Below are 23,376 nucleotides of genomic sequence, written 5' to 3' on the forward strand. Positions count from 1 at the left end.
TTCGCCTGTCGCCGGCATAAAAACAAACGCCCCGAACGAGTCGGGGCGTTTGTTGGGCCGGCCTTCAGTGCGTTTTCACACAGTCTGCTCGGGCTCCTTTTTCAGTTAGCGCTTTCCTTCAAGGATTGCAGCATAGCCTTCACGAAAGCTTGGATAGGTCGGTTTCCATCCCAATGCCTTGACCAGGGCATTGCTGCACTGCTTGCTGCCCGCACGCCGCACGCTGGCGTCTTCGGACCATTCGGTCACACCCAGGTACTCGCGCAACCAGTCCACCACTTCGGCCAGTGGCGCAGGCGCGTCGTCCACACCGATGTAGACCTTGTCCAACGACCCACCCTGTTCCACACGACGCAACAAAAACGCCAGCAAGCCCGCCGCATCATCCGCGTGAATGCGGTTGCCATATAAAGGTGGGTCGATTGCTACGCGATAGCCTTGGCGAACCTGGGTCAGCAGCCACTCGCGGCCGGGGCCATAAATGCCGGTCAGGCGCACAATGCTGGCTGGGATGCCGCTATTGAGCGCGACCTGCTCAGCCTCCAGCATCACCTGTCCGGAATACCCCTTCGCTTGAGTCTGCGACGTTTCGTCGACCCGCTCGCCATTCTGCTGTCCGTAAACACTGCTGCTGGATACAAACAGCAGGTGCTTCGGCACTTGGCCGTAATCATCCAGCCACTCCAACACATGTTTCAGTCCTTGTACGTAAGCGGCGCGATAACCGGCTTCGTCGTGATCCGTGGCGGCAGCGCAATACACCAGGTAATCCACCCCGCCGATGGGCCAGGTGTCAGGACAATCTTTGTTGAACAGGTCGCCGGCAATGCCGATCACGCCGTCGGGCAGACGCGAAATATCGCGGCGCAGGCCATGAACCTCCCATTCCCAGGCCAGCAATTGGCTAGCCAGACGACTACCCACATCGCCGCATCCGGCAATCACAACAGAAGGTGCAGACATCACAAAACTCCATTCTCAAAGGTCTAGATTAGCCTTCTCGGCTGACCAGCGGCCAGAAAAAGTCCAAATAAAGTTACTGTATTACTTCTGTTAACAAGAATTACTTGCAATAATGACCACCCATTTGTCCTCGGCCGTTTAGGGTCTGGTAGGACGATCACTCATTTTTCCTCTCAGGTCCGGCCAGCATGACACGTAATACAACCCCCGCTTCGCCAACCCCGTCCCGCGCCTGGCGCGCGATTGCAGCGCTGGTGTTCAGCGTATTGCTGGCACCGACCGCCGCATTCGCTGATGCCACCGCCCCGGCCACCCCGGCTGCCGCCGAGCACAACGCTACAGCCCCGGCCGCTCCCGCTGCTGCGCCAGCCGCCACCGACCCGGCCCTGGCTGCAGCCCCTGCTGCCGCCGACGAAACCGGCGTAGTACTGGAAGAAGACAACACGCTGGGCATGGCCCACGACCTTTCCCCATGGGGCATGTACCAGAACGCAGACGTCGTGGTGAAAGCCGTGATGATCGGCCTGGCCATCGCCTCGATCATCACCTGGACCATCTGGATCGCCAAAGGCTTCGAGCTGCTGGGTGCCAAGCGTCGTCTGCGTACTGAAATCGTCCACCTGAAAAAAGCCGCCACCCTCAAGGAAGCGAGCGAAAGCGCGACCAAGAAGGGCACCCTGGCCAACACGCTGGTGCACGACGCGCTGGAAGAAATGCGCCTGTCGGCCAATACCCGCGAAAAAGAAGGCATCAAGGAGCGCGTTGCATTCCGCCTTGAGCGCCTGGTTGCAGCCTGTGGCCGTAACATGAGCAGCGGCACCGGCGTCCTCGCCACCATCGGTTCTACCGCACCGTTCGTCGGCCTGTTCGGCACCGTGTGGGGCATCATGAACAGCTTTATCGGCATCGCCAAAACCCAGACCACCAACCTCGCCGTCGTTGCCCCAGGCATCGCCGAAGCCCTGCTGGCAACCGCCCTGGGCCTGGTTGCGGCAATTCCTGCGGTGGTGATCTACAACGTCTTCGCCCGTTCGATTGCCGGCTACAAAGCCCAGGTATCGGACGCGTCGGCAGAAGTCCTGCTGCTGGTCAGCCGCGACCTCGATCACCTGCCTACCGAGCGCAGCTCGCAACCGCACATGGTGAAAGTGGGGTAATCGGCCATGGGCCTGCATTTGAATCAAGGCGACGATGAACTCGTCGAGAACCACGAAATCAACGTCACGCCGTTTATCGACGTCATGCTGGTACTGCTGATCATCTTCATGGTCGCCGCACCCTTGGCCACCGTGGACATCAAGGTCGATCTGCCCGCGTCCAGCGCAAAGCCTGCGCCGCGGCCTGAGAAGCCGGTGTTCCTCAGCGTCAAGGCAGACCAACGCCTGTTCCTGGGCGAAGAAGAAGTCAAAGCTGAAACCCTGGGCCAGGTGCTCGACGCCAAGACCCAAGGCAAGAAAGACACGACGATCTTCTTCCAGGCCGACAAGGGCGTGGACTACGGCGACCTGATGAGCGTGATGGATGCCCTGCGGGCAGCCGGCTACCTCAAGGTAGGCCTGGTCGGACTTGAGACGGCAGCCAAGAAATGATCACGACGCGCCACAAACTGACGCGTTATGGCACCAGCCTTGCCGTCGTGCTGGGCGTGCATGCCGTCGCGATTGCTATCGCGCTTCATTGGTCGGCGCCGAACACCGTGCAGTTGCCACCGGCCGCCATGGTCATTGACCTGGCGCCGATGCCTGCGCCGCCGCCGCCGGCCCCGCCGAAAGTGGTAACGCCACCGCAGCCGCCTGCACCGGTGGAAGAGTTGCCTTTGCCGAAACTGGCCGAGGCACCCAAGCCAACGATCCAGGTGCCCAAGCCGGTCAAGCCCAAGCCCAAACCTCAGCCGCCCAAGCCGGTAGAGAAAAAGATCGAGCCGCCCAAGGAGAAACCTTCCGAGGACCCGCCGAGCGATGCTCCACCGACCCAAGCGCCAGCCGAAAAATCGGCCCAGCCGGTTCCAGGCCCGTCGCCGCAGCAGATTGCAGCCAAGGCATCCTGGGAAGGCACGCTGCTGGCGCATCTGCAGAAGTACAAGAAGTACCCGCCAGGAGCCCAGGCGCGTGGCAAGGAAGGCCTGAACCGCCTGCGCTTCGTGGTCGATGCCGAAGGCAACGTGCTGTCCTACGAGTTGGTGGGCCGCTCCGGCAACGCCGACCTGGACCGTGCAACCCTGGACATGATCCGTCGTGCCCAGCCACTGCCCAAGCCACCGGCCGATATGGTGAAAAGCGGCAGTGTCGAGATCGTTGCACCGTTTGTGTACAACATCGAGAAACGTCGCCGCTGAAAATGACTGTGGCAAGGGGCAACCCTTGCCACACTCAGCAAAATCCTCTGCATTCCCCGCTCAATCCCCAACAAACTTCTGATAACGTGCGTCTATCGATTGCAGCCGGTATGCTTGGCCCGCAACCTCATGGACGCCCGCTATGACTCTTACAGAATTACGCTACATCGTTACCCTCGCCCAAGAGCAGCACTTCGGCCACGCGGCCGAGCGTTGCCACGTCAGCCAGCCGACGCTGTCGGTGGGCGTGAAAAAGCTTGAAGACGAACTCGGTGTGCTGATTTTCGAGCGCAGCAAAAGCGCCGTGCGCCTTACGCCCGTGGGCGAAGGCATCGTTGCCCAGGCCCAGAAAGTCCTGGAACAAGCGCAAAGCATTCGCGAGCTGGCCCAGGCCGGCAAAAACCAGCTGACCGCACCGCTGAAAGTCGGCGCCATCTACACCGTCGGCCCTTACCTGTTCCCGCACTTGATCCCGCAACTGCACCGCGTCGCGCCGCAGATGCCGCTGTATATCGAAGAGAACTTCACCCACGTGCTGCGCGACAAACTGCGCAACGGCGAGCTGGACGCGATCATTATCGCGCTGCCGTTCAACGAGGCCGACGTGCTGACGCTGCCGCTCTACGACGAGCCGTTCTACGTGCTCATGCCCGCCTCCCACCCGTGGACGCAGAAAGACACCATCGACGCCGGCCTGCTCAACGACAAGAGCCTGTTGCTGCTCGGCGAAGGCCACTGCTTCCGCGACCAGGTGCTGGAAGCCTGCCCGACGCTGACCAAAGGCAACGACGGCGCCAAGCACACCACCGTGGAATCCAGCTCCCTGGAAACCATTCGCCACATGGTTGCGTCCGGCCTGGGCATTTCGATCCTGCCGTTGTCGGCGGTGGACAGCCATCACTACGCCCCCGGCGTGATCGCAGTGCGCCCGCTCACACCGCCGGTGCCGTTCCGCACGGTGGCAATCGCCTGGCGTGCGAGCTTCCCACGGCCTAAAGCGATTGAGATCCTCGCCGACTCGATCCGCCTGTGTTCGGTGGCCAAGCCGCCTGCTGCGAGCTAAGCAACGGTATGACAGAGCTGTCGCAGGTGTCGGTGACGGCACTCAAGGGTGTCGGTGAAGCCATGGCCGAGAAACTGGCCAAGGTCGGCCTGGAAAACCTCCAGGACGTATTGTTTCACCTGCCCCTGCGTTATCAGGACCGTACCCGCGTGGTGCCCATCGGCCACTTGCGCCCAGGGCAAGACGCGGTAGTCGAAGGCACCGTCAGCGGCGCCGACGTGGTCATGGGCAAGCGCCGCAGCCTGGTCGTGCGCCTGCAGGACGGCACCGGCGGCCTGAGCCTGCGCTTCTACCATTTCAGCAACGCGCAGAAGGAAGGCCTCAAGCGCGGCACGCGCGTGCGCTGCTATGGCGAAGCCCGGCCCGGCGCCTCAGGCCTGGAAATCTACCACCCGGAATACCGCGCGATTACCGGCGACGAACCGCCGCCGGTGGACACCACCCTCACGCCCATCTACCCGCTCACCGAAGGCCTGACCCAGCAACGCCTGCGCCAGCTGTGCACGCAGACCCTGACGATGCTTGGCCCGCAAAGCCTGCCCGACTGGCTGCCACTGGAGCTGGCTCGCGACTATCAACTGGCACCACTGGACGATGCGATTCGCTACCTGCATCACCCGCCGGCCGATGCCGATGTCGACGAATTGGCCCTGGGTCACCACTGGGCCCAACACCGCCTGGCCTTCGAAGAATTGCTCACTCATCAGCTGTCCCAGCAACGCCTGCGCGAAAGCATGCGTTCCCTGCGCGCCCCGGCGATGCCCAAGGCCACGCGCCTGCCTGCGCAGTACCTGGCCAACCTCGGGTTTGCGCCGACCGGCGCCCAGCAACGTGTCGGCAATGAAATCGCCTACGACCTCAGCCAGAAAGAACCCATGCTCCGGTTGATTCAGGGCGATGTGGGCGCAGGCAAAACCGTGGTCGCCGCCCTCGCCGCCTTGCAGGCGCTGGAAGCCGGTTACCAGGTCGCATTGATGGCACCCACCGAGATCCTCGCCGAGCAGCACTTCATCACCTTCAAGCGCTGGCTCGAACCCCTGGGCCTGGAAGTCGCGTGGCTGGCCGGCAAACTCAAGGGCAAGAACCGCGCAGCGTCCCTGGAGCAGATCGCCGGCGGCGCACCGATGGTGGTGGGCACCCACGCGCTGTTCCAGGACGAAGTGAAGTTCAAGAACCTGGCCTTGGTGATCATCGACGAACAACACCGCTTCGGCGTGCAGCAGCGCCTGGCCCTGCGCCAGAAAGGCGTGGGCGGCCGGATGAACCCGCACCAGCTGATCATGACCGCCACGCCGATCCCGCGTACCCTGGCCATGAGTGCCTACGCCGACCTCGATACCTCGATCCTCGACGAACTGCCGCCCGGCCGCACCCCGGTCAACACCGTGCTGGTCACCGACACCCGGCGTGTCGAAGTGATCGAGCGGGTACGCGGCGCCTGTGCCGAAGGGCGCCAGGCTTACTGGGTGTGCACGCTGATCGAAGAGTCCGAAGAACTCACCTGCCAGGCTGCCGAGACCACCTACGAAGACCTCACCAGCGCCTTGGGTGAACTCAAGGTGGGCCTGATCCACGGGCGCATGAAGCCCGCCGAAAAAGCCGCCGTAATGGCTGAATTCAAGGCCGGCAACCTGCAACTGCTGGTGGCCACCACGGTGATCGAAGTCGGCGTAGACGTGCCCAACGCCAGCCTGATGATTATTGAAAACCCCGAGCGCCTGGGCCTGGCGCAACTGCACCAACTGCGCGGCCGCGTCGGTCGGGGCAGCGCCGCCAGCCACTGCGTGCTGCTGTATCACCCGCCGCTGTCGCAGATCGGACGCCAGCGCCTGGGCATCATGCGCGAGACCAACGACGGGTTTGTCATTGCCGAAAAAGACCTCGAACTGCGCGGCCCAGGCGAAATGCTCGGCACCCGCCAGACCGGCCTGCTGCAATTCAAAGTCGCCGACCTCATGCGCGACGCCGACTTGCTCCCCGCCGTGCGCGATGCGGCGCAAGCCCTCATGGAACGCTGGCCGGATCACGTCAGCCCGCTGCTCGATCGCTGGCTACGCCATGGGCAGCAATACGGCCAAGTGTGACGCCTGACTCACTTAAGCGACCTACAGGTGTATCAAGCTGGTTATACTTCGGTGACTGTACGAAATTGGATCAGGCCATGTCAGAAGTTGCCCTCGCCACAGCCCCACTGACCGCCCCGCCGGTCATTCGGGCTCTGCTCGCAAAACTCGCCATCCCCTACACGGAAGTCGCAGAACACCCTGGCCTGAATCCTGCGCGCAAGGTGCAGGCCGTGCTGCTGGAAGACGCGGTGGGCGCACTGATGGTGCTGTTCCCCCAGAATCAGTTGCTCGACCTCAACCGCCTCACCGAACTCACCGGTCGCCGCCTCATCGCTGTGTCGCCGGATCGCGTCAAACGCATGCTGGACAAGCATGAGCTGAACCTGCTGCCAGGCCTGCCGGCACTCACCAGTTCGCCGTGCCTGTACGAAGACAGCCTGCTCAATGAGCCAAGCCTGCTGGTGCACTCCGGCGAAGCCGGCCTGCTGCTGGAAATCGCCAGTGACGCTTTCAAGACCATGCTCACCAAGGCGAGCGCCGCGCAGTTCGGCGAGCCGCTGAGCAAAATCCGCCCGAACCTCGACCGCCCCAATGATGACCGCGAGGAAATCACCCAGGCGATGCAGGCGTTCACCGCCCGCCGTATCCAGCAGCGCCTGGAAGCGACCATCGAGATTCCACCGCTGGCCGACACGGCGCAGAAGATCATCAAGCTGCGCGTCGACCCCAACGCCACCATCGACGACATCACCGGCGTGGTCGAAACCGACCCAGCCCTGGCCGCCCAAGTGGTGAGCTGGGCGGCGTCGCCGTATTACGCGTCACCCGGCAAAATCCGCTCGGTGGAAGACGCCATCGTACGGGTGCTGGGCTTTGACCTGGTGATCAACCTGGCACTGGGCCTGGCCCTGGGCAAGACCTTGAGCCTGCCCAAGGACAACCCGCACCAGGCCACGCCGTACTGGCACCAGTCAATCTACACCGCCGCCGTGATCGAAGGCCTGACCCGCGCCATGCCCCGCGCCCAGCGCCCCGAAGCCGGCCTGACCTACCTGGCCGGCCTGCTGCACAACTTCGGTTACCTGCTGCTGGCTCACGTGTTCCCGCCGCACTTCTCGCTGATCTGCCGTCACCTGGAGGTCAACCCGCACCTGTGCCATAGCTACGTGGAACAACACCTGCTGGGCATCAGCCGTGAGCAGATCGGCGCCTGGCTGATGCGCTACTGGGACATGCCGGACGAACTGTCCACCGCCCTGCGCTTCCAGCACGACCCGACCTACGACGGGCAGTACGCCGAGTATCCGAACCTGGTGTGTCTGGCGGTGCGTTTATTGCGCAGCCGGGGGATTGGCTCCGGGCCGGACGAGGCCATTCCGGATGCGCTGCTGGAGCGCCTGGGCCTGACCCGCGACAAGGCTGAGGAAGTGGTCGGCAAGGTGCTGGATGCCGAGGTGCTGTTGCGCGAGTTGGCCTCGCAGTTCAGCCAGGGCTGAATCTGGCGCCTGTCAGATAGCTATCGGGGGCAAGCCCCCTCCCACATTTGGAATACATTCCCCTGTGGGAGGGGGCTTGCCCCCGATGAATCCAACTCGATTTTACTGAAAAACCTCAACTCTTCTTTTTCTTCGGCTTCAGATACTTGGTCAACCCCTGGAACCAGATCACCAGCGCCGGGTTGCCCTTGATCTGGATCGACTTGTCCTGAATCCCCGTCATGAACGCCAGTTGCTTGTTCTTCGCCTGCATCGTGGCGAAGCCGTAGGCCGCATCTTTAAACGCAATGGCGAACGCCGGCGCAGGATGAACCCCTGAGCGGCTGGTGATGCGCTGGTCTTTGACGATGAAGTGACGGGCAACCTTGCCGTCGAGGGTCTGCAACTGGAACGCCAGGTCTTTATCACCCAACTGTTGCTGGAAGGCAGGATTGGTGCGACTGGCTTTGCCCATCATCAGGCCCAGCACCCACAGCAGAAGACGAAACTTCATAAACGCACAGCCTCATAAATAATAAAGAGCTGGCGCAGTTTAGCCATTCGCCAGAAAAACGCCACTTCGTCATGGGAAAGTGAACAGCTCAACACGCAACTTAAGTGCTGACTGACGAGTCATTGTATACGCCACCTACGTTCGGTGTTCACCAGCGGAATAATCAATATTCGAAATCAATATGAAAAACTGTCAATTCTAACAGCAGATAAAAAGCTTGCTGAAAGCCAAGATGATCACTCCTATATCTTACTTTATTGAAAGAGGTCCCTCGCCATGAAGCCAACACCTAATACACTCGTCAAAGAGATAGAATTCCATATAAAACTCGGCGAGATAAATTATACACTTGCCATCCCCCCAACCATCAGCCAGAAAGATGGAAAACTAATAATTAACGGCTCTCGATTTGTATTCGGCGATGGCCCAGAAGGTGGACTGCATATTTTCGCAGCAAGGATTACCGATGGGCTTACACAAGGCCGTTACGACTTGACTGACGGATCGGGCAATTCTGTAAATCTGACTTACATAGCGCCAAAGACTAATGTAACGGATACTTTCGAGCAAGAGAGCGGCTTTTTTGAACTAAGCACGACTGCAACTATTGAAAACATTGAAGCTAAGTTTGACTGCGTGGCGAAAAACGTAAACCCCCAGATCACGGAAAAAGCGCACCTGAGCCTAGGCAAAATAGCGTTCCATGAGCCGGCCGGTATTAAAACAACAACCGGCGAACTGGTCGGAACGATCACCCCAGGAGGTCATTCATTTGAGCCAACTGTATTTTCCATGCAGTTCGTTACAGCTCCAGGCCATCCGGTTTTTTTAGAGTTTGTCGCGACGGTGGATCACCAGCGTCTGTTTTTCTACCTCCCCGAAACGAAACTGGGCGACGGCACGCTACAACAACTCCCCATCAACGAAAACCAGAGCGGACAGTCGGCGGTAGCTGCTTTAGTTTATAACGCTCATGTGTTACATGCAGAGTCAGGCGAGATAGAGTTCAAGTACAACAAAGAGGCCCAAACACTTGAGGGCGATATCGTTTTCGAATCAACGGAAACCAACCCCACCCCAACAAAAATAACGTTCACGAGTAAGAAATTCAAAATAACTGGTTTAACCGGTCAAGCAGTAATATCACGCTAATGTTCCAGCCTGACTGCCGACCGCCACTACTGTCCAATGTGGCGGCCGGCATTCAACGTTTACAGTGAGCCTTCCACTTAAACGTTCGGGCAAGGTACCGGCGCCCAGTCGGCCAGGTTTGGATCGCGGCAGGTGCCTTCGATCTGAGTCTTACCGGCGCTGGCGACCTTCTTGCTTTCATCTTGCTTGGTTTGGGCGGTCTGGAAGGTTTTCTCGGTGGAAACCGCTTCAGTCGGTACGGTTGGCAGTGGTGGCTTCTTCGGCGGCTTGGTACCGGTGCCTTTCTTCTTGTTGGCTGGCGTCACGGCAGGTGCTGCATCGGCCTTGGCGACGGTGACCACGTCGGCACGCTGCACGCCCACTTGTTGCAGGTCTTTCTCGTAGGCCTGGGTGTAGTTGTTCAGGTCTTCGGCAGCTTTGCCGTTGACCGCAACGATCAGGTCATTGGACTCCTTCAGGCCCGAGACGATTTCCGCCAGGCGTTTGCGGCCTTCGGTGTCGTTGACGGTCTTGGCCTTGCGATCAGACACCAATTTGGTGAATGCGCTCTGGTAGCACTGCTGGGACGCCTTGGCGTACGCGGTGCTGCGATCGATGTCGGAGGCGCTTTTGTTGACGTCAGCCGCGTACGAGGCAATGCGCTGGTTGTCATCGGCGATCTGCTTCTGACGCTCGGTGTAATAACCCGCCGCGCCGCCCGCCAGGGCGCCGCCGGCTGCGCCAATGGCGGCATTACGGCCACGTTTTTCCTTGTCGCCGGTCAGGGCGCCGAGCAGGGCACCGCCGGCTGCGCCGATGGCCGCACCGGTGACGACCGACTTGGTCATGTTCGAATCGGTGGCACGCAAGTGCTGCACCGGCTCGTAGCAGTTGGGGTAGTACTCGACCTTGGTGCTGGACGCGACCTTGGAGGCCGGCGATGTGGCGCAACCTGTCAGCACGGTGCTGAAGCCAGCGGCAATCAGCAGTAAGTGACGCTTGGAAACCGCCTTACGGGAAAAAAGCATAAGTTGTGTTCTCTTCTAAGTTTGACTTGCCCAGCCGGCAACTGCCGCCTGAGTCCCTTCCAAGCTCGCCGCACAACCAACGGTCAAGACCGCTGACCGCTCGCTGCGAGCAGTTCCTTCAAGATCGTCGCCGGGTCGGCCCGCTGTTGCTTGCGGTAGTTGCCGACATGGCGGACGAACAGTGTTGCGCGCGTCACCAGGCTCTTGCCGAGCACGGGCTTGCGATCCAACTCTTCCTTGATCCGTTGAAACTGCGCCTGGATCACCGCATCGGTGTAGCGCGTGCCGGTGGCCAGGTTGTCGATGTAAATCGCCACCGCGCCGTCGAGGGCGCTGCGACCGTTGGCAATGGCCATATCAAACAGCTTCGCACTGGCCTCGTCCTTGTTGTCCAGAGACTGTTGGCGACTCTTCTGCAGGTTGGCCAGGCGGATGTTGTAGTTGCTGATGGTCTCGGCCACCAAGGCGGCCGACTGGATCAGATTGCCCGCCGCTTCTTCGCGTTGCTGGGCGATCAGCGAGACATTGCGCTTGAGCTCTTCGTTGACCAGCCCCAGTTCGGCTTGCAGCTTGGGGTCAACGCTGGCGGCGATGATGCTGTCCAGGCGCTTGGTCGGGTCCTGGGCGTCGTCGATGGCGTCGGTGAGCGCGGCAAGGCGCCCTTCTTTTTGCCACTGCACAAACAGCTCCTTGTAACGCGAACGTGGCGCCGACAGCGCGCCAATCGCTACGCGAAAACCCGTGGTTTCGTTGCTTTGCTCGGTGCCGTCGGCGGCGAACAGCGGGTATTCGCGGCGCATGCCGGTGAACAGCGTACCCTCGCCTTCCAGGTAGTTGCCGCCCTTGACCACAAAGCCGCCATAGGTGCCCTGACGTCGCCCGGCATGGACCAATTGAAAAGACTCCTGGACCATCTCCGCCGCATTGCCGATCACGTCGAACATGCCAATCGGATTGGGCAATTTGGTGCCGATGGGCATCAGGCGCGCCGCCTGGCCAGTACCGCCGGCGACTTGGTTGAACACAGCGTAGTCACCCAGCGGGCCATCACTTTCGCTGCCTTCGACGCGACGCGGGAACAGGCGCCCTTCCAGATCCTGACGGCTCACCGCCTGGCCACCGCGTGCGGCAAACTCCCACTCCACTTCGGTGGGCAGGCGCACAAAACCCAGGCCGCCGTCTTCTGCCGACGAACCGCGACCACTGACCGGCAGCAACTCGCGGTGGTATTTCATCAGCCACGCGCTGTACACCGCCGAGAAGCGCTCAGCCTCAAAACGCGACAGTTTCACCTTGGGCAAACGCCCGGCCATGCCAGTCGGCGCATCGCAGGCGGGGGCCGGTTCACCGCTGGCCAGGGACTGCGCCTGGGCCATGACCTGGGCGTATTGGCGCGCGGTCACTTCGTACTTGCCGATGAAGTACAGCATCGGCTTGAGTGGCGTCTTGGCGTCGGTCTTGGGCATCAACGGCGCGATGACTTTGTTCCAGTCTTTCGGCAAATCCTTGAGGGTGAACTGGCCGTTGATAAAATCGCGGCGGTAGCCGGAAATAAACGACTGCTGGTAACCGGCCTCGCCCTCGGCGAAGGGGTAGCCGAGGCTGATCTCGCGGTCGTCCAGGGTGCCCTGGGCCAGCACGTAGGCGTAGCGGAACACCATATTGCCCTCGCACGGTAGCGGCAGGCTCACGTCATCCGGCAACGGTTTGGGGTTGTCCAGTTTATCGCTTGCTTCATCGGCCCAGGCCATCGAGGCCAGGCTCAGCGCCAGGGCGGCGCCCAGTAACTTATACATCTCTGATTCCTTCAGAAGCCTGGATACGCGCCACTCGCCAACCCCCACACGCCGCCGCCACGGCGCTGACGCCGAGGACTGCAACCAGGGCCAGGCCGTAATGACGCGCCAGCAGGTGACTGGCGTGTTCGCCCGGCACCTGCACAAATAACGTGTTTAACGCCGCCTCGGCCAGGCCATACAGCCCGGCACTGAGCACGGCGGCAAACCCTGCGCTGTAGAGCGCCTGCACCACCACGAACAACAGCAACGCGCCGGTGGAAAACCCCAACAGACGCAACACCGACAATTCCCGACGCTTGCGCGCCACGGCGGCCAAGGCACCGGCGAAGATCGCCGCAAATGCCCCCGCCAACGCCAACCCAGCGATGACCCAGAATACGATCGACAGGTTGCGGCTCAACGACTGCACCTGGGCGATGGTGTTTGCCTGGGTCGACACCAACAGGTTCTGCCCAGCGAAATACACCCGTAACGGCTCCACATCGCCGAGGCTGCGCGCATACAAGCGAAACGCCGGATAGACCCGCTGCTCAGTCACAGCCACCTCATCACCTGCCCATCCCAGCGCCGGTACAGCACGGCCGTCGCGGTAATCTTCCGCCGCTTCCAGCAAGCCCGGCGCGGCGAACAGGCCATCACGGGCGAACGCTTCCAGCGGCAGCACCCCCACCACTTGCACCCGTGTGCGTTGCTCCTCGACACGCCCCGCGACCTGGCGGGCAAAGCGGGTTTCCAATAAATCCCCAGGCCGCGCCGCCAGTTTCTCGGCAGCGGTGTGGCTCAGCACGATCTGACCCAGGCCCTGCGGCAGCGCCACAGCACCCAACAACGGATCACCCGGCGCCGTCGGCAGCATTTCCAAGGTCAGCGCGCCCACCTGCGCCGTCGCCGCAATCTGCCGCGTGCGCGGCACGGCGAACGCCACATCGCTGCGCTGGCCAAGCTGCTCGACAAATACGCTGCTGAATCGACCACCGCCCAGCGGAATAATTTCACGGGTGGCCGGGTCGGTCTGCAAACGTTCGGTCAAACTGCTAACCAGTCCAAATTTCAGGCCGAATAACACCAGCAACGGCGCGATCACCGCCACCAATGCCAACACCGAACAGGCCGACAGCCAGGCGTCGTTGCGGTAATCCTGCCAGGCCAGCGAAGCGATCAAGGGGATGCGCATCAGCACGCCTCCCCAAGGGTGGCAGTGACGCCACCGTCGGCATCGCGGCGGCAACTGATACGCCGTATCAGCAAGCCGCTGGCGCGGGCCAGGGGCTCGTCATGGGTGGCGATCACACAGGCGGCGCGGTGTTCGCGGGCCTGGGTCAGCAGCGCGTGCATCACACGCTCGGCGTTCAGCGGGTCGAGGGAGGCGGTCGGTTCATCCGCCAGCACCAGTTGCGGTGCATGGGCCAGGGCGCGGGCGCAGCTCACACGCTGGCGCTGGCCCACCGACAGCGCCGAGGGCTTCTTCGCCAACTGGTCGCTGATTTCCAGCTGTTGGGCCAGGCGCGCCACACTGCCATCGTCCTCCAGGCCCAACAGTTGCCGGGACAAGGCGATATTGCCGCGCACATCAAGAAACCCCAGCAGCCCGCCGGTTTGCAGCACATAACCCAGGTGTTGGCTGCGCAACTGCGCCAAGCGCGATTGCTGATCGGCACGCCACAGGCTGCCGATGTCGACAGCATTGAAGTCGAACTGCCCGACCTGATCCGGCGCCAGGACCAGCGCCAGCAAGTCCAGCAAGGTGCTCTTGCCGCAACCGCTGGGCCCGACAATCGCCAACTGCTCCCCGGCACGCAGGTGCAGCGCCGGGATCACCAGGCTGTAGCGCTGGCTCCCGACGCCCCGGCTCTTGTGCACCGCGCTCAGGTTCAGCATCACGGCAGCGTCGACAACGGCACGCGGTACAACGCATCGCCCGGCTCGGCATCGCCGAAACGGACCCAGTTGGCGACGTCGTTATGGAAGGTTTCGTAGAGGCGGATTTTCGAATCCAGCTCGTCGATAAAGTCTTCCTGCTCAGCCACGCTCAGCGACAACCACAAATCCTGGGTCATGTTCAGCGACTTGCTGCGGTACGGCAGGCCTTCCAGGTATTCGCCGAGGATGCCGCCGTCTGCCAGGTTGCCGCCCTTGCGCAGGGCTTGCGGGTCGCGGCTCATGTAAGCCGAGGCGCTGGCGATTTCCTGGAAGAAATCCTTGGGTGAGGTCTGGGTCTTGCGCGCCGCGTCGACGATCAGTTTCAACGACTGCTGCAAGTCGTTGAGCTGCAACTTGGTCAGCATCACGCACACCTGGAAAGCCGGCAGCGCCGGGTTGGTCAGGTCGCGGTCGGCGGTCCAGGCACTCACCAGTTGCGGTGCCTGGCTCGCGGTTTTGCGGCCGAGGAAGTCCATGTGCATGGCGTAACCCACAGCGGCAGATTTGTCCGCCAGGGTCGGCGCCGAACTGAGCATCGGCACAGGCTGCGGCGTGTTGCTGCGCACCTGGTGTACCAGGTTGGCGAACACGCTGCCGATCTCGTCGACACGCTCACCCAGCTTGCGCACATCGCCACCGGGCACCGGTGTGTACAGGTCGCCGATCTGCGGGTTGGCGTCGGCGGTGAGGATGCGGTACTGGCTCTCGGCGCCGGCGTGGGTTTTCTTGCCGGCGTCGGTGCGCAGGTGCAGGGCGTAGATCTTGATCTGTTTGCCCAGCGCCGCCTGGCGCACTTCGGCTTCGTTCATCTGGGTGGCGGCAAACGGGTCGTTTTTGCGCAGCGCACCCGCATCGGTGACCAGCAGGATGATGCGCCCGCCATAGCCGGACCAGTCCATGCCGTCCACCGCCTGCATCACCCCGGCAAATGCGTCTTCGTTGAACGAATGGCTCGACACGCTGGAGGCTTTGACCTGCCGCGCCATGTCCAGGAAGCGTTGCGGGTCGCGGCCCTGGTCGAGGCTGATCAGGGTTTTGGCCACGTATTCCAGGCCAGGGGTTTTCTTGATGCTGCTGCGAAAACCCACCATGCCAAAGCTGACGCTGTCCAACTCGCCGCGCTCGCCGATGCGGGTTTGCAGCTCATGGACTACGTCGCGAATCTGGTCGATATACGGCTGCATCGACACCGTGGTGTCCACCACCAGCACCACGGCGGTGCGGAAGGCATCGGCGTTGGCGCTGATCACCGGCGTCGCGGGCTTGGCGACGGCGCTGCTGCCAGGGTCGATGGAGGCGACATTGAGCAACTGCACCGGCTGGCCGTTTTCGTCGAAGCTCTCCTTGGAGTCGAAGATCGGCAACAGGTAGAACTGGTTCTGCGGCACCGCGCTGGCGGTGGGTTCCAGGGCGAGGATTTGCGCGTTGTCTTCGCTGTTTTTCTGCGCCTTGGCCAACGCCCCCTTGGCGGCGGTCGGGTCGGCGAGCAGCTTTTCCACTTCGCCGGATTGGCGCAGGAACATCACCGGCGCACGGCCCGAGCGCTCGGTGAACTTGAGCACCAGGCTCTGCTTCCAGTCGCTGACCTGGGCGGCCGGCAGCCAACCGTCGCTGCGCCCGTCGGTGGCGGTGCCGACGCGCACCCACGGCTGGCCGTCGACGTCCTTGCGTTGGTACACGTAGAGCACCGAAAACGCCGGCAGGGTTTTACCTGGCGCGCTGCCGGCCTCATCCGCAAGCTTCGCGCCCGGTTTGCTGAGGACGCGCTGGAACAGGGTTTTCTTGCCCGCCATCAGCAACGGACGCTGACCGCCATCCGCCTCAACCGCTGCCGCCGCGGGTGTTGCTGCGGGCGTTGCCGCAGGCACTGCAGCGGCCGGCGGCTTGGCGGGCTCATCATCGCCACTCAGCCACCAATAGGAAGCACCGCCAATCGCCAGGGCAACCGCCACAGCCACCGCCGCCAGCGCCAACACCGGCCCGCGACGCTGCTCGCTGTGCGGCGTCGGCGGCACCACCGGTTGACGCACCGGCTCGGGTTGGGCCGTGGGGATTTCGATGGACTCCGGCGTGATGCCGCCCAGGTCGAAACTCAGCGGAATCGGGCGCACCAGGGTGGCCTCGGGCGATTCCATCGGTAATTGATCCAGCGCCAATAACAACGCCGCCGCATCCGGGAACCGCTCGGCCGGATCCTTGGCCAACAACTTGCGCAACACGCCCTGATAACGACCGTGGTGCACCGGCAATTCCGGCAACGGTTCGGTCAGGTGCGCCAGCGCGGTGGACAGCGCGTCGGTGCCGCTGTACGGCAGCTTGCCGACGAGAATTTCGTAGAGCACGACGCCCAGCGCATACAGATCGGCGCGGCCATCGATCTCCTGGCCCCGCGCCTGTTCGGGGCTCATGTAGCTCGGCGTGCCCACGGCAAAACCGGCCTGGGTGAACTGGGTGCGGTCGTCCAGGGACTTGGCGATGCCAAAGTCCGACAACACCGCCGTGCCGTCAGCGCGGAAGAGGATGTTCGCGGGCTTGACGTCGCGGTGCACCAAGCCTTGCCCGTGGGCATAGCCCAGTGCAGAGGCGATCTGGCGGATCAGCGTCACGCCCTGCTCCGGCGTCATACCGGCAGCGATGCGCTCCTTGAGCGTGCCGTTGGGCAAAAACTCCATGGCCATGTAATACAGCTCACCGACATTGCCGATGTCATGGATGGTCACGGTATGCGGGTGCGACAGCCGCGCCAGGGTCTTGCCCTCACGCAGGAAGCGCTCGCAGAAGCTCGGGTCGGCGGCCAGTGCCGCCGCCATCACCTTCAGCGCCACCTTGCGCTCCAGCGAGCGCTGGGTCGCCAGGTACACGCTGGCCATGGCGCCTTCGCCGATCTCGCCTTCGATGTCGTAGCCAGGAATCACGATATTCATGCCGATACCTTCACAACGATGGCGGTGATGTTGTCCGGCGCGCCGCGATTGAGCCCCAGGTGCACCAGGCTGCGCACGATTTCATCCGGCGCGTCATGGCTGAGTACTTCGCGGATTTCGCAGTCTTCGACGGTCTTGTTCAGCCCGTCGCTGCACAACAGGTAGCTGTCGCCGGGGGCAATCAACAGGTCGACCACCGCCACTTCGAGCTGGGCTTCCACGCCCACGGCGCGGGTGACGATATTGGCGCGCGGATGTGTGCGGGCGTCGGCTTCGCTGAGCAGGCCGCTGTCTTGCAGGTCTTGCACGTAGCTGTGGTCGCGGGAGATGCCTTCAAGCACGCCGTCACGCAGGCGATACAGGCGACTGTCGCCGGCCCACAGGCAGACGCCGCGCAAGCCACGGGCAGCCAGTACTACCACGGTGCTGCCCATCATGGTCACGCCACGGTTGGCGGTTTCTTCGCGTACGGCGGCGTTGATGCGGATCAGGTCATTGCGCAGGGCGGCCGAGTATTCGTCGAGGGAGCGGCCCAACGGCACACTGCGCAGGCTGTCGACGATCAGGCTGCTGACATAGTCGCCCGCCGCATGCCCGCCCATGCCATCGGCGACCACCCACAGGCGGTTTTCCGGCAGGTCCAGGCACGCATCTTCGTTGACCTGGCGCACCATGCCCACATGGCTTTTGCTCGCGGATTTGTACGTCGCGCCCATCTACACCACACCTTCTTGTCCGAGCAGAAACTGCGCAAAATCGCTGGCGGCAGGCAAGCCCTGACACCGTAATAAACCAGGGGAAATACGTTCCGAGCCTCGGCCCCACCATAGGCTTGCGCCCTCGCAGGCCTGTTCGGCAAGCGCGGTCATGCGCCCATGAGGCACGGTGGCGGACACCCGTTGCAGGCCCGCGAAACGGCTGTCGACCGCACGCGGCTCAGTCGCTGGCAAGCCCAGGCTGTCGAGGCCGTCGTTGAAGCTTTCGAAAGTCGCGCCGCTGTCCAGGGTGCTGAGCAACAGCTCTTCGGCCTGCTCGAACCACGTGTCCGGCCCGCCCACCAGCGAAGCGGGATTGGTGTCGTGATCAAGCAAGGCCACCACCGCCAACGGGAAATAGCGCCCGACCCGGTCAATGCTCGGCATCACCACGCCCGCCACTGCGTCCGGCCCGCACACGCCCGGCGCCAGCACAAAGCGCCACAGCGGACTGACCAGGTACACGTTGAGCCAATCAGCGCCCAGGGTGTTCTGGCTGGCGAGCAAACCCGCCGCCAGCCAGCTGTCCCACGGGCCAACAAAACTCTGGGGCAAGGCGCGGCTGACAAAGTCCCCGCGACTGGCTAACTTGCCGTAGAAACCCAGGGTCGTCATAGCCGCTCCGGCAGGCTGAAGCCGTTGAGCACGCGGCTCTTGAACGGGTTGAAAGCACTGTTGGCACGCAACTCGTAGGCGATGCTCGCGCCGTCGACCCGCAGGCGCAGGTTGAAGCGGTCCGGCGAGTTGCCGGCAGTAAGGTCCGATTGCTCCAGCAGGCGGAACCACGCCCACGGGCCGTCGAGGGTCACGCCCGAGCGGCCACTGGCCGATGGCGGCATGATGGAAATCCGCACCACACCAATGCTGCCGGGGTTCGGCCATTGCATCGCTACCGGGCGGCTTGGGCCGTGGTCGTAGCTCAGTTGCTGGCCGTCGAGATCGAGCAGGAACTGGGTAATCGTCGGGTCCATCGACACCGGCTTGAGTTCGAAACGCACGATGGGCTGGGTGCCCCCCGACCGGAAGAACGCATCACGAATCGTCGCGGCGCGCTGGAAGGTTTGCAGCACCCCCGGCGCGATCCCCAGCTTCTGCGCAGCGCCCGGCTGCCAGCGCCAGGTCTGCGCAGACGTGTCCACGTAGGGTTGCAGGTATTTGCGGAAGTAGTTGTCCATCACCCCGCCCACGCCGAAGAACTGCCCGAAGTCATCCAGCGTGGCGTCCCGCGCACTGCCCGGCGACATCGGGTAACGCCCTGCCAGGGACTGGCGATACACGTTGACCACTTCGCTGACCCAGGCCGCGTTCAGCTGGTTACGCACCCCACCCATCATGCTGTTGGTGGTGGAATTGACCACCGACTTGACCATGCCCTGCACCAGCGGCGGCTGGCGTTCGGCATTCAGGCTGACCCGCGTGGCCGCAGCCGCCGCCTGATTCTTGGCTTCGCCGAGCAGCGCATCGCCGCTGGCGCCGACCATGGCGCTGACCTGCACATACAGCGCGTTCATGTCCGACAGCAGGCCATCGATCGCCGCCGGCTCGCCTTCATTCTTGCTGACGATGCTGTTGAGTTCGGCAAAATGCGCGGTCACCGGATCATCCGCCGCCTGCGGTGCATTGCCGGTCGGTTGTTCCTGGCCGAGCAGACTGCCCAGGCGCTCCTTGAGCTTGTCGACACCGCCTTCAACCGGTACGCCTTTGGCGGCCAGCTGACGTTCTTCGGCTTGCAGGTCCGTTTCCCTGGCCACCGCCACCAGCAGCTTTTTCAGCGGTGACGTCGGCCCGGAAATCACCCGCAGCACATCGGCCGCCTGGGCCACGCTGGTGATTGGCACAAAGTCGATATCGGCGAGCAAGGCATCCCACTGGCGCTGGTAGTCCTGGAAATACAGGCGACGCACATCGGCGGCCAGGCTCACCACGTTCTGTTGATCGGCCTGCTCGTGGCCCAGCACCCACTGCTCTTCAGCGAGGGTGCCGGTCTGGTTCAGGCTGCTCAGCAGGAAGGCCTGGCGATAGCCCTTGGCGGTAAAAAACCCACTCAACGGCTCGCCCAACGGCTTGCCGCTTTTACGGCTGAACACCAGCGCGGCATCACGGCCAGCGGCTTCGTTGATGCGAAAGTCCGGGATGCCTTCGGGCAGTTTCTGGCGTTTGACCCGGTCGTAGACACGCTGGGCCACCGGCAGCTGTTGCAGTTGGCGGCGCAGGTCATCGATCAGGCGCGGATCAAGGCGTGCGTTCGGCGGGTGACGATCGAACAGCGCCTGCAAGTGCCCGGTCAACGCCTGGCGCTGGTCGGCCGGCAGGTCGCGGGGCAGGTTGCGATCCCAGTCGAGGGCGATCCAGGCCTTGATGAAGTCCGGATCGTAATGCTCGCTGTCGGCCAGCATCAGATAGGCCTTGAGGCCTTCGTAGAGGAAATCCGAGTTGCCGCCGCCGTGCAGTTGCTCTTCGATGCGCGTCACCAGACGCGGCGCGAACACCGCGATCAGCAGCTTGCGGTACACGCTGGCGGATTCGGCTTCGAGCATGTCGCCCTGATACAAGCCCAGGCCTTCGGACCAGCTCGGCGAATCCCCAGCAAGGTTCTTCACTGCGTTGAGCAACGGCAGCACCGCAAGGACTTCACGCTGCGCCGGGCTGAGGTTCTGCACAGTCTGGCCCAGCGGCGCGACCTTTTGGTCGACCTGGGCGATATACGCCTGGTTGGCGCGATAACTCACCCACCACAGGCCGCTGACCACCACCACCAACGCCACCGTAGCCGCGAGTACACCCCGTGCGATCCACTTGCGCCGGCGTTCAACCTTCGGGTTCACACCCACCAGGCCACGCTCGGCAAACGCCACGGCAGTGAACAACTTTTCGATGAAGTAGCTGCGCCCGGTGCCGCTCTGGCGTGCCAGATGCTGGCGGTCCAGGTTCATGCTCTGGGCCATGGCGCCGATCAGGCGGTCAATCGGGCTGCCTTCCTGGGTGCCGCTGGTGAAATACACACCGCGCAACAGCACGCGCTCTTCAAAGGCATTGGGTTTGAACACGCCTTCGAGGAAGCTTTGCAGGCAATCCTTCAACGCGCCGAACTGCTGCGGGAAGCCGTAGATCAGGTCGCGCCGCGCCGGGTCGCGTTCCTGTTGCAGGCGCTCCACCAGACGCTCGTTGAGGCGTTGCTCTAATCCTGCGAATTCGCTTTGCAGATGGGCCAACGGGCTGTCGCTGTTCTTGCCGTCGTCCAAGGCAAAGGTCATACCCCACACCTGCGCGCGGTCTTCCTTGCTCAGGTTATCGAAGTACTCCATGAAACCCGGCACCAGATCGAGCTTGGTCAGCATCAGGTAGATCGGGAAACGTACGCCCAATTGGGTGTACAGCTCCTGGATACGCAGGCGAATCGCAGCCGCATGGGCGGCGCGCTCGGCGTCGGTGCCGAGCAGCAGATCCGAGAGGCTGATGGCGATAAACGCACCGTCGATGGGCCGGCGTGAACGCTGCTTTTTCAGCAGGTCGAGAAAGCCCAGCCACGCGGCTTTATCCACCGTGGAGTTGCTGTCCTGGGTGGTGTAGCGGCCAGCAGTGTCGAGCAGAACGGCCTGATCGGTGAACCACCAATCGCAATTGCGCGTACCGCCGACGCCACGCACCGCACCGGCGCCCAATTGCGCGGCCAACGGAAAGTGCAGGCCGGAATTGACCAGCGCGGTGGTCTTGCCCGAACCCGGCGGACCGATGATCACGTACCACGGCAGCTCGTAGAGATTGCGCCGCTCGTCACCGCCGAGCTTGGCTTTTTTCAACAGCGCGAGGGCTTCGTCCATGCGCTGGCGCAGGGTCGACAACTCTTCGGCGGTGGCCACGCTGTTGGGGTCGGCCGGGGTTTCGGCGGCCAGGCTGCGCATCACTTCGGCGGCCTGACGGCGGGCCTGGATGATGCGGAACACGCGGTAGGCGATCCACACCCCGAACATCAGGATGATCAGCGCCCAGCGGCGCCCTTGCGGCACCAGCACGTCGAGCAACGGCCCGACAAACCAGATGATCAGGCTCAGGGCGATCAGGCCCAATACCGGGATCACCCAGCGAATCATGAAACTGAAAAACGCCTTCACTCGACGCCCTCCGCCAATACGGTGATTTCAACCCGACGATTGCGGGCGCGGCCTTCGGCTGTGCTGTTGGTGGCCAACGGCTCGGTGTCGCTTCTGCCCTCGGCACTGAAGCGATCCGCCTGGCCGGTCTTGGCCGCGAGGATCTCCAGCACCGACTTGGCCCGCGCTTCGGACAGCGCCCAGTTGGACGGGAAGCGCAGCGTGGCAATCGGGCGATTGTCGCTGTGACCGGTGACGCGCACCTGCCCCTTGACCTTGCGGATGGCATCGGCGATGCGCAGCATCAACGGCTGGTAGTCGTCGACAATGCTGGAGCTGGCCGATGCGAACAGTTCATCGCCACGAATGGTGACCACCGAACGGTCGACTTTATCTTCCACGGCCACGCGACCGGCCTTGATGTCTTCGGCCAGGAACCCGGCCAGACGCGGCCGTTCGATGACCTTGGGCTGCGCCACTGGACGGTCGATGGCCTGCACCGGGATCTCGCCCAGGGCATGGATATTCTTGAACACCGGCTCCGCCTGCGACGCCAGCAGCATGCGCAAGGTGAACAGCAACGCCAGCAGCAGCGCCACGCCAATGGCCACGGCGATCCACGGCGGCATGAATTGCGCCAGGCGGTCCCGCGCCACGGTCACGCCGCGCCAGTGCGGCGACAGCTCACGCTCATGCTCGCCACGGGCACTGCGAATCGCGGCAGCGGTGCGCTCGCGCAAGGCTTCCAACTGGCTGCGACCGTCGTTCATCACGCGGTAGCGGCCTTCAAAACCCAGGCACATGCACAGGTACAACAGTTCCAGCAGGTACAGGCGCTCCCGTGGGCTTTGCAGGCAGTGGTCGAGCAACTGGAAGACTTTCTCGCCGCCCCAGGCTTCGTTGTGCACGGTGATCAGCAGGCTTTGCTTGCCCCAATCGCTGGTGCTGCCCCACGGCGTGCTCAACACGGCTTCATCGAGGGCGGTGCACAGCGCGTAACGGGCCAGCAGCACTTCGTTGCGCGCCACACCGGCGGCTTCGGCGCGCTCTTCGAACTGGCGCAGGTAGGCCAGCAACTGCGCGCGCAGGCTGGCTGGTGCCGGGTGGGCGATGGTATTGCGCAGGCGCGTCAGCAAGGCCAGCAGTGGGCCAGCGGCGCTTTCCAGTGGGTTCAGCCCCTGGCTTTTGCCGGTGAGCATCGGTGCAGCCGGCATCGACAGCGGGGCCGGTTCTGCTCGTGCAGGTTCCGGCGCACGGCCACCTGGGCGCGGCATGAACTGGGTGCGGTCGTCATCATTGGGATGCATCGCGG

At 62.9% G+C, this 23,376-nt stretch carries 18 protein-coding genes; 7 read left to right on the plus strand and 11 right to left on the minus strand.

Going from position 1 to position 23,376, the window contains the following annotated elements:
- Window positions 1-105: 105 nt before the first annotated feature.
- Entirely contained in the window at window positions 106-963 is an 858-nt protein-coding gene (locus DNK50_RS02650; RefSeq protein ID WP_112192763.1) for an SDR family oxidoreductase, read from the minus strand.
- A gap of 188 nt (window positions 964-1,151) precedes the next feature.
- On the opposite strand from DNK50_RS02650, the gene exbB reads away from it, so the two are divergent.
- The 6 genes from exbB to DNK50_RS02680 all read left to right on the plus strand — a co-directional run bounded on the left by exbB (window position 1,152) and on the right by DNK50_RS02680 (window position 7,923).
- Window positions 1,152-2,120, plus strand: a complete 969-nt coding sequence (exbB, locus tag DNK50_RS02655) for a tonB-system energizer ExbB (protein ID WP_112192764.1) — start codon at window positions 1,152-1,154, stop codon at window positions 2,118-2,120.
- Window positions 2,121-2,126: 6 nt separating this feature from the next.
- Window positions 2,127-2,552: a TonB system transport protein ExbD gene (gene exbD / locus DNK50_RS02660; RefSeq protein WP_032884416.1), complete on the plus strand. Its 426-nt coding sequence runs from the start codon at window positions 2,127-2,129 to the stop codon at window positions 2,550-2,552.
- On the plus strand, window positions 2,549-3,298 hold the full coding sequence (locus DNK50_RS02665) for an energy transducer TonB (protein WP_112192765.1): 750 nt from the start codon (window positions 2,549-2,551) through the stop codon (window positions 3,296-3,298). The genes exbD and DNK50_RS02665 overlap by 4 nt, the downstream gene beginning before the upstream one ends.
- Before the next feature lie 142 nt (window positions 3,299-3,440).
- On the plus strand, window positions 3,441-4,361 hold the full coding sequence (locus tag DNK50_RS02670; protein ID WP_003213305.1) for a hydrogen peroxide-inducible genes activator: 921 nt from the start codon (window positions 3,441-3,443) through the stop codon (window positions 4,359-4,361).
- Window positions 4,362-4,369: 8 nt separating this feature from the next.
- Window positions 4,370-6,445 carry an ATP-dependent DNA helicase RecG gene (gene recG / locus DNK50_RS02675; RefSeq protein ID WP_112196885.1) on the plus strand — a complete coding sequence of 692 codons (2,076 nt, stop codon included), beginning with the start codon at window positions 4,370-4,372 and terminating at the stop codon, window positions 6,443-6,445.
- Between the two features lie 77 nt (window positions 6,446-6,522).
- The gene (locus DNK50_RS02680) at window positions 6,523-7,923 is read left to right on the plus strand and encodes an aminoacyl-tRNA deacylase and HDOD domain-containing protein (RefSeq protein ID WP_112192766.1); all 1,401 of its coding nucleotides are present in this window, start codon (window positions 6,523-6,525) and stop codon (window positions 7,921-7,923) included.
- 115 nt (window positions 7,924-8,038) lie between these two features.
- On the opposite strand, the gene DNK50_RS02685 is transcribed toward DNK50_RS02680, so the two are convergent.
- Window positions 8,039-8,416, minus strand: a complete 378-nt coding sequence (locus DNK50_RS02685; RefSeq protein ID WP_072435248.1) for a helicase — start codon at window positions 8,414-8,416, stop codon at window positions 8,039-8,041.
- A 276-nt stretch (window positions 8,417-8,692) separates the two neighbouring features.
- Between DNK50_RS02685 and DNK50_RS02690 the strand changes: the two genes are divergently transcribed.
- Window positions 8,693-9,568: a hypothetical protein gene (locus DNK50_RS02690; RefSeq protein WP_112192767.1), complete on the plus strand. Its 876-nt coding sequence runs from the start codon at window positions 8,693-8,695 to the stop codon at window positions 9,566-9,568.
- A 77-nt stretch (window positions 9,569-9,645) separates the two neighbouring features.
- Here DNK50_RS02690 and tagQ read toward each other — a convergent pair whose 3' ends face one another.
- The 9 genes from tagQ to DNK50_RS02735 form a co-directional block, all read right to left on the minus strand.
- Window positions 9,646-10,575, minus strand: coding sequence for a type VI secretion system-associated lipoprotein TagQ (tagQ, locus tag DNK50_RS02695; RefSeq protein ID WP_099586026.1), 930 nt, complete (start codon window positions 10,573-10,575; stop codon window positions 9,646-9,648).
- An 83-nt stretch (window positions 10,576-10,658) separates the two neighbouring features.
- A complete protein-coding gene (locus tag DNK50_RS02700) occupies window positions 10,659-12,371 on the minus strand; it encodes an SUMF1/EgtB/PvdO family nonheme iron enzyme (RefSeq protein ID WP_099586027.1) in 1,713 nt (570 codons plus the stop codon).
- On the minus strand, window positions 12,364-13,548 hold the full coding sequence (locus DNK50_RS02705) for an ABC transporter permease (protein ID WP_112192768.1): 1,185 nt from the start codon (window positions 13,546-13,548) through the stop codon (window positions 12,364-12,366). The genes DNK50_RS02700 and DNK50_RS02705 overlap by 8 nt, the downstream gene beginning before the upstream one ends.
- Entirely contained in the window at window positions 13,548-14,252 is a 705-nt protein-coding gene (locus DNK50_RS02710) for an ABC transporter ATP-binding protein (protein ID WP_112192769.1), read from the minus strand. The genes DNK50_RS02705 and DNK50_RS02710 overlap by 1 nt, the downstream gene beginning before the upstream one ends.
- Entirely contained in the window at window positions 14,252-17,218 is a 2,967-nt protein-coding gene (locus DNK50_RS02715) for a serine/threonine-protein kinase (protein ID WP_112192770.1), read from the minus strand. The genes DNK50_RS02710 and DNK50_RS02715 overlap by 1 nt, the downstream gene beginning before the upstream one ends.
- Window positions 17,215-17,934 carry a PP2C family serine/threonine-protein phosphatase gene (locus DNK50_RS02720; RefSeq protein WP_112192771.1) on the minus strand — a complete coding sequence of 240 codons (720 nt, stop codon included), beginning with the start codon at window positions 17,932-17,934 and terminating at the stop codon, window positions 17,215-17,217. The genes DNK50_RS02715 and DNK50_RS02720 overlap by 4 nt, the downstream gene beginning before the upstream one ends.
- On the minus strand, window positions 17,935-18,588 hold the full coding sequence (tagF, locus tag DNK50_RS02725; RefSeq protein WP_112192772.1) for a type VI secretion system-associated protein TagF: 654 nt from the start codon (window positions 18,586-18,588) through the stop codon (window positions 17,935-17,937).
- Window positions 18,585-22,085 (minus strand): type VI secretion system membrane subunit TssM, encoded by a 3,501-nt coding sequence (gene tssM, locus DNK50_RS02730; protein ID WP_099586033.1) that lies wholly within the window; start codon window positions 22,083-22,085, stop codon window positions 18,585-18,587. Before tssM ends, tagF begins: the two co-directional genes overlap by 4 nt.
- On the minus strand, window positions 22,082-23,371 hold the full coding sequence (locus DNK50_RS02735) for a DotU family type VI secretion system protein (RefSeq protein ID WP_099586034.1): 1,290 nt from the start codon (window positions 23,369-23,371) through the stop codon (window positions 22,082-22,084). The genes tssM and DNK50_RS02735 overlap by 4 nt, the downstream gene beginning before the upstream one ends.
- Window positions 23,372-23,376: the final 5 nt, after the last annotated feature.

The sequence above is a fragment of the Pseudomonas sp. LG1E9 genome, assembly GCF_003290225.1.
GTDB lineage: Bacteria > Pseudomonadota > Gammaproteobacteria > Pseudomonadales > Pseudomonadaceae > Aquipseudomonas > Aquipseudomonas cyclaminis.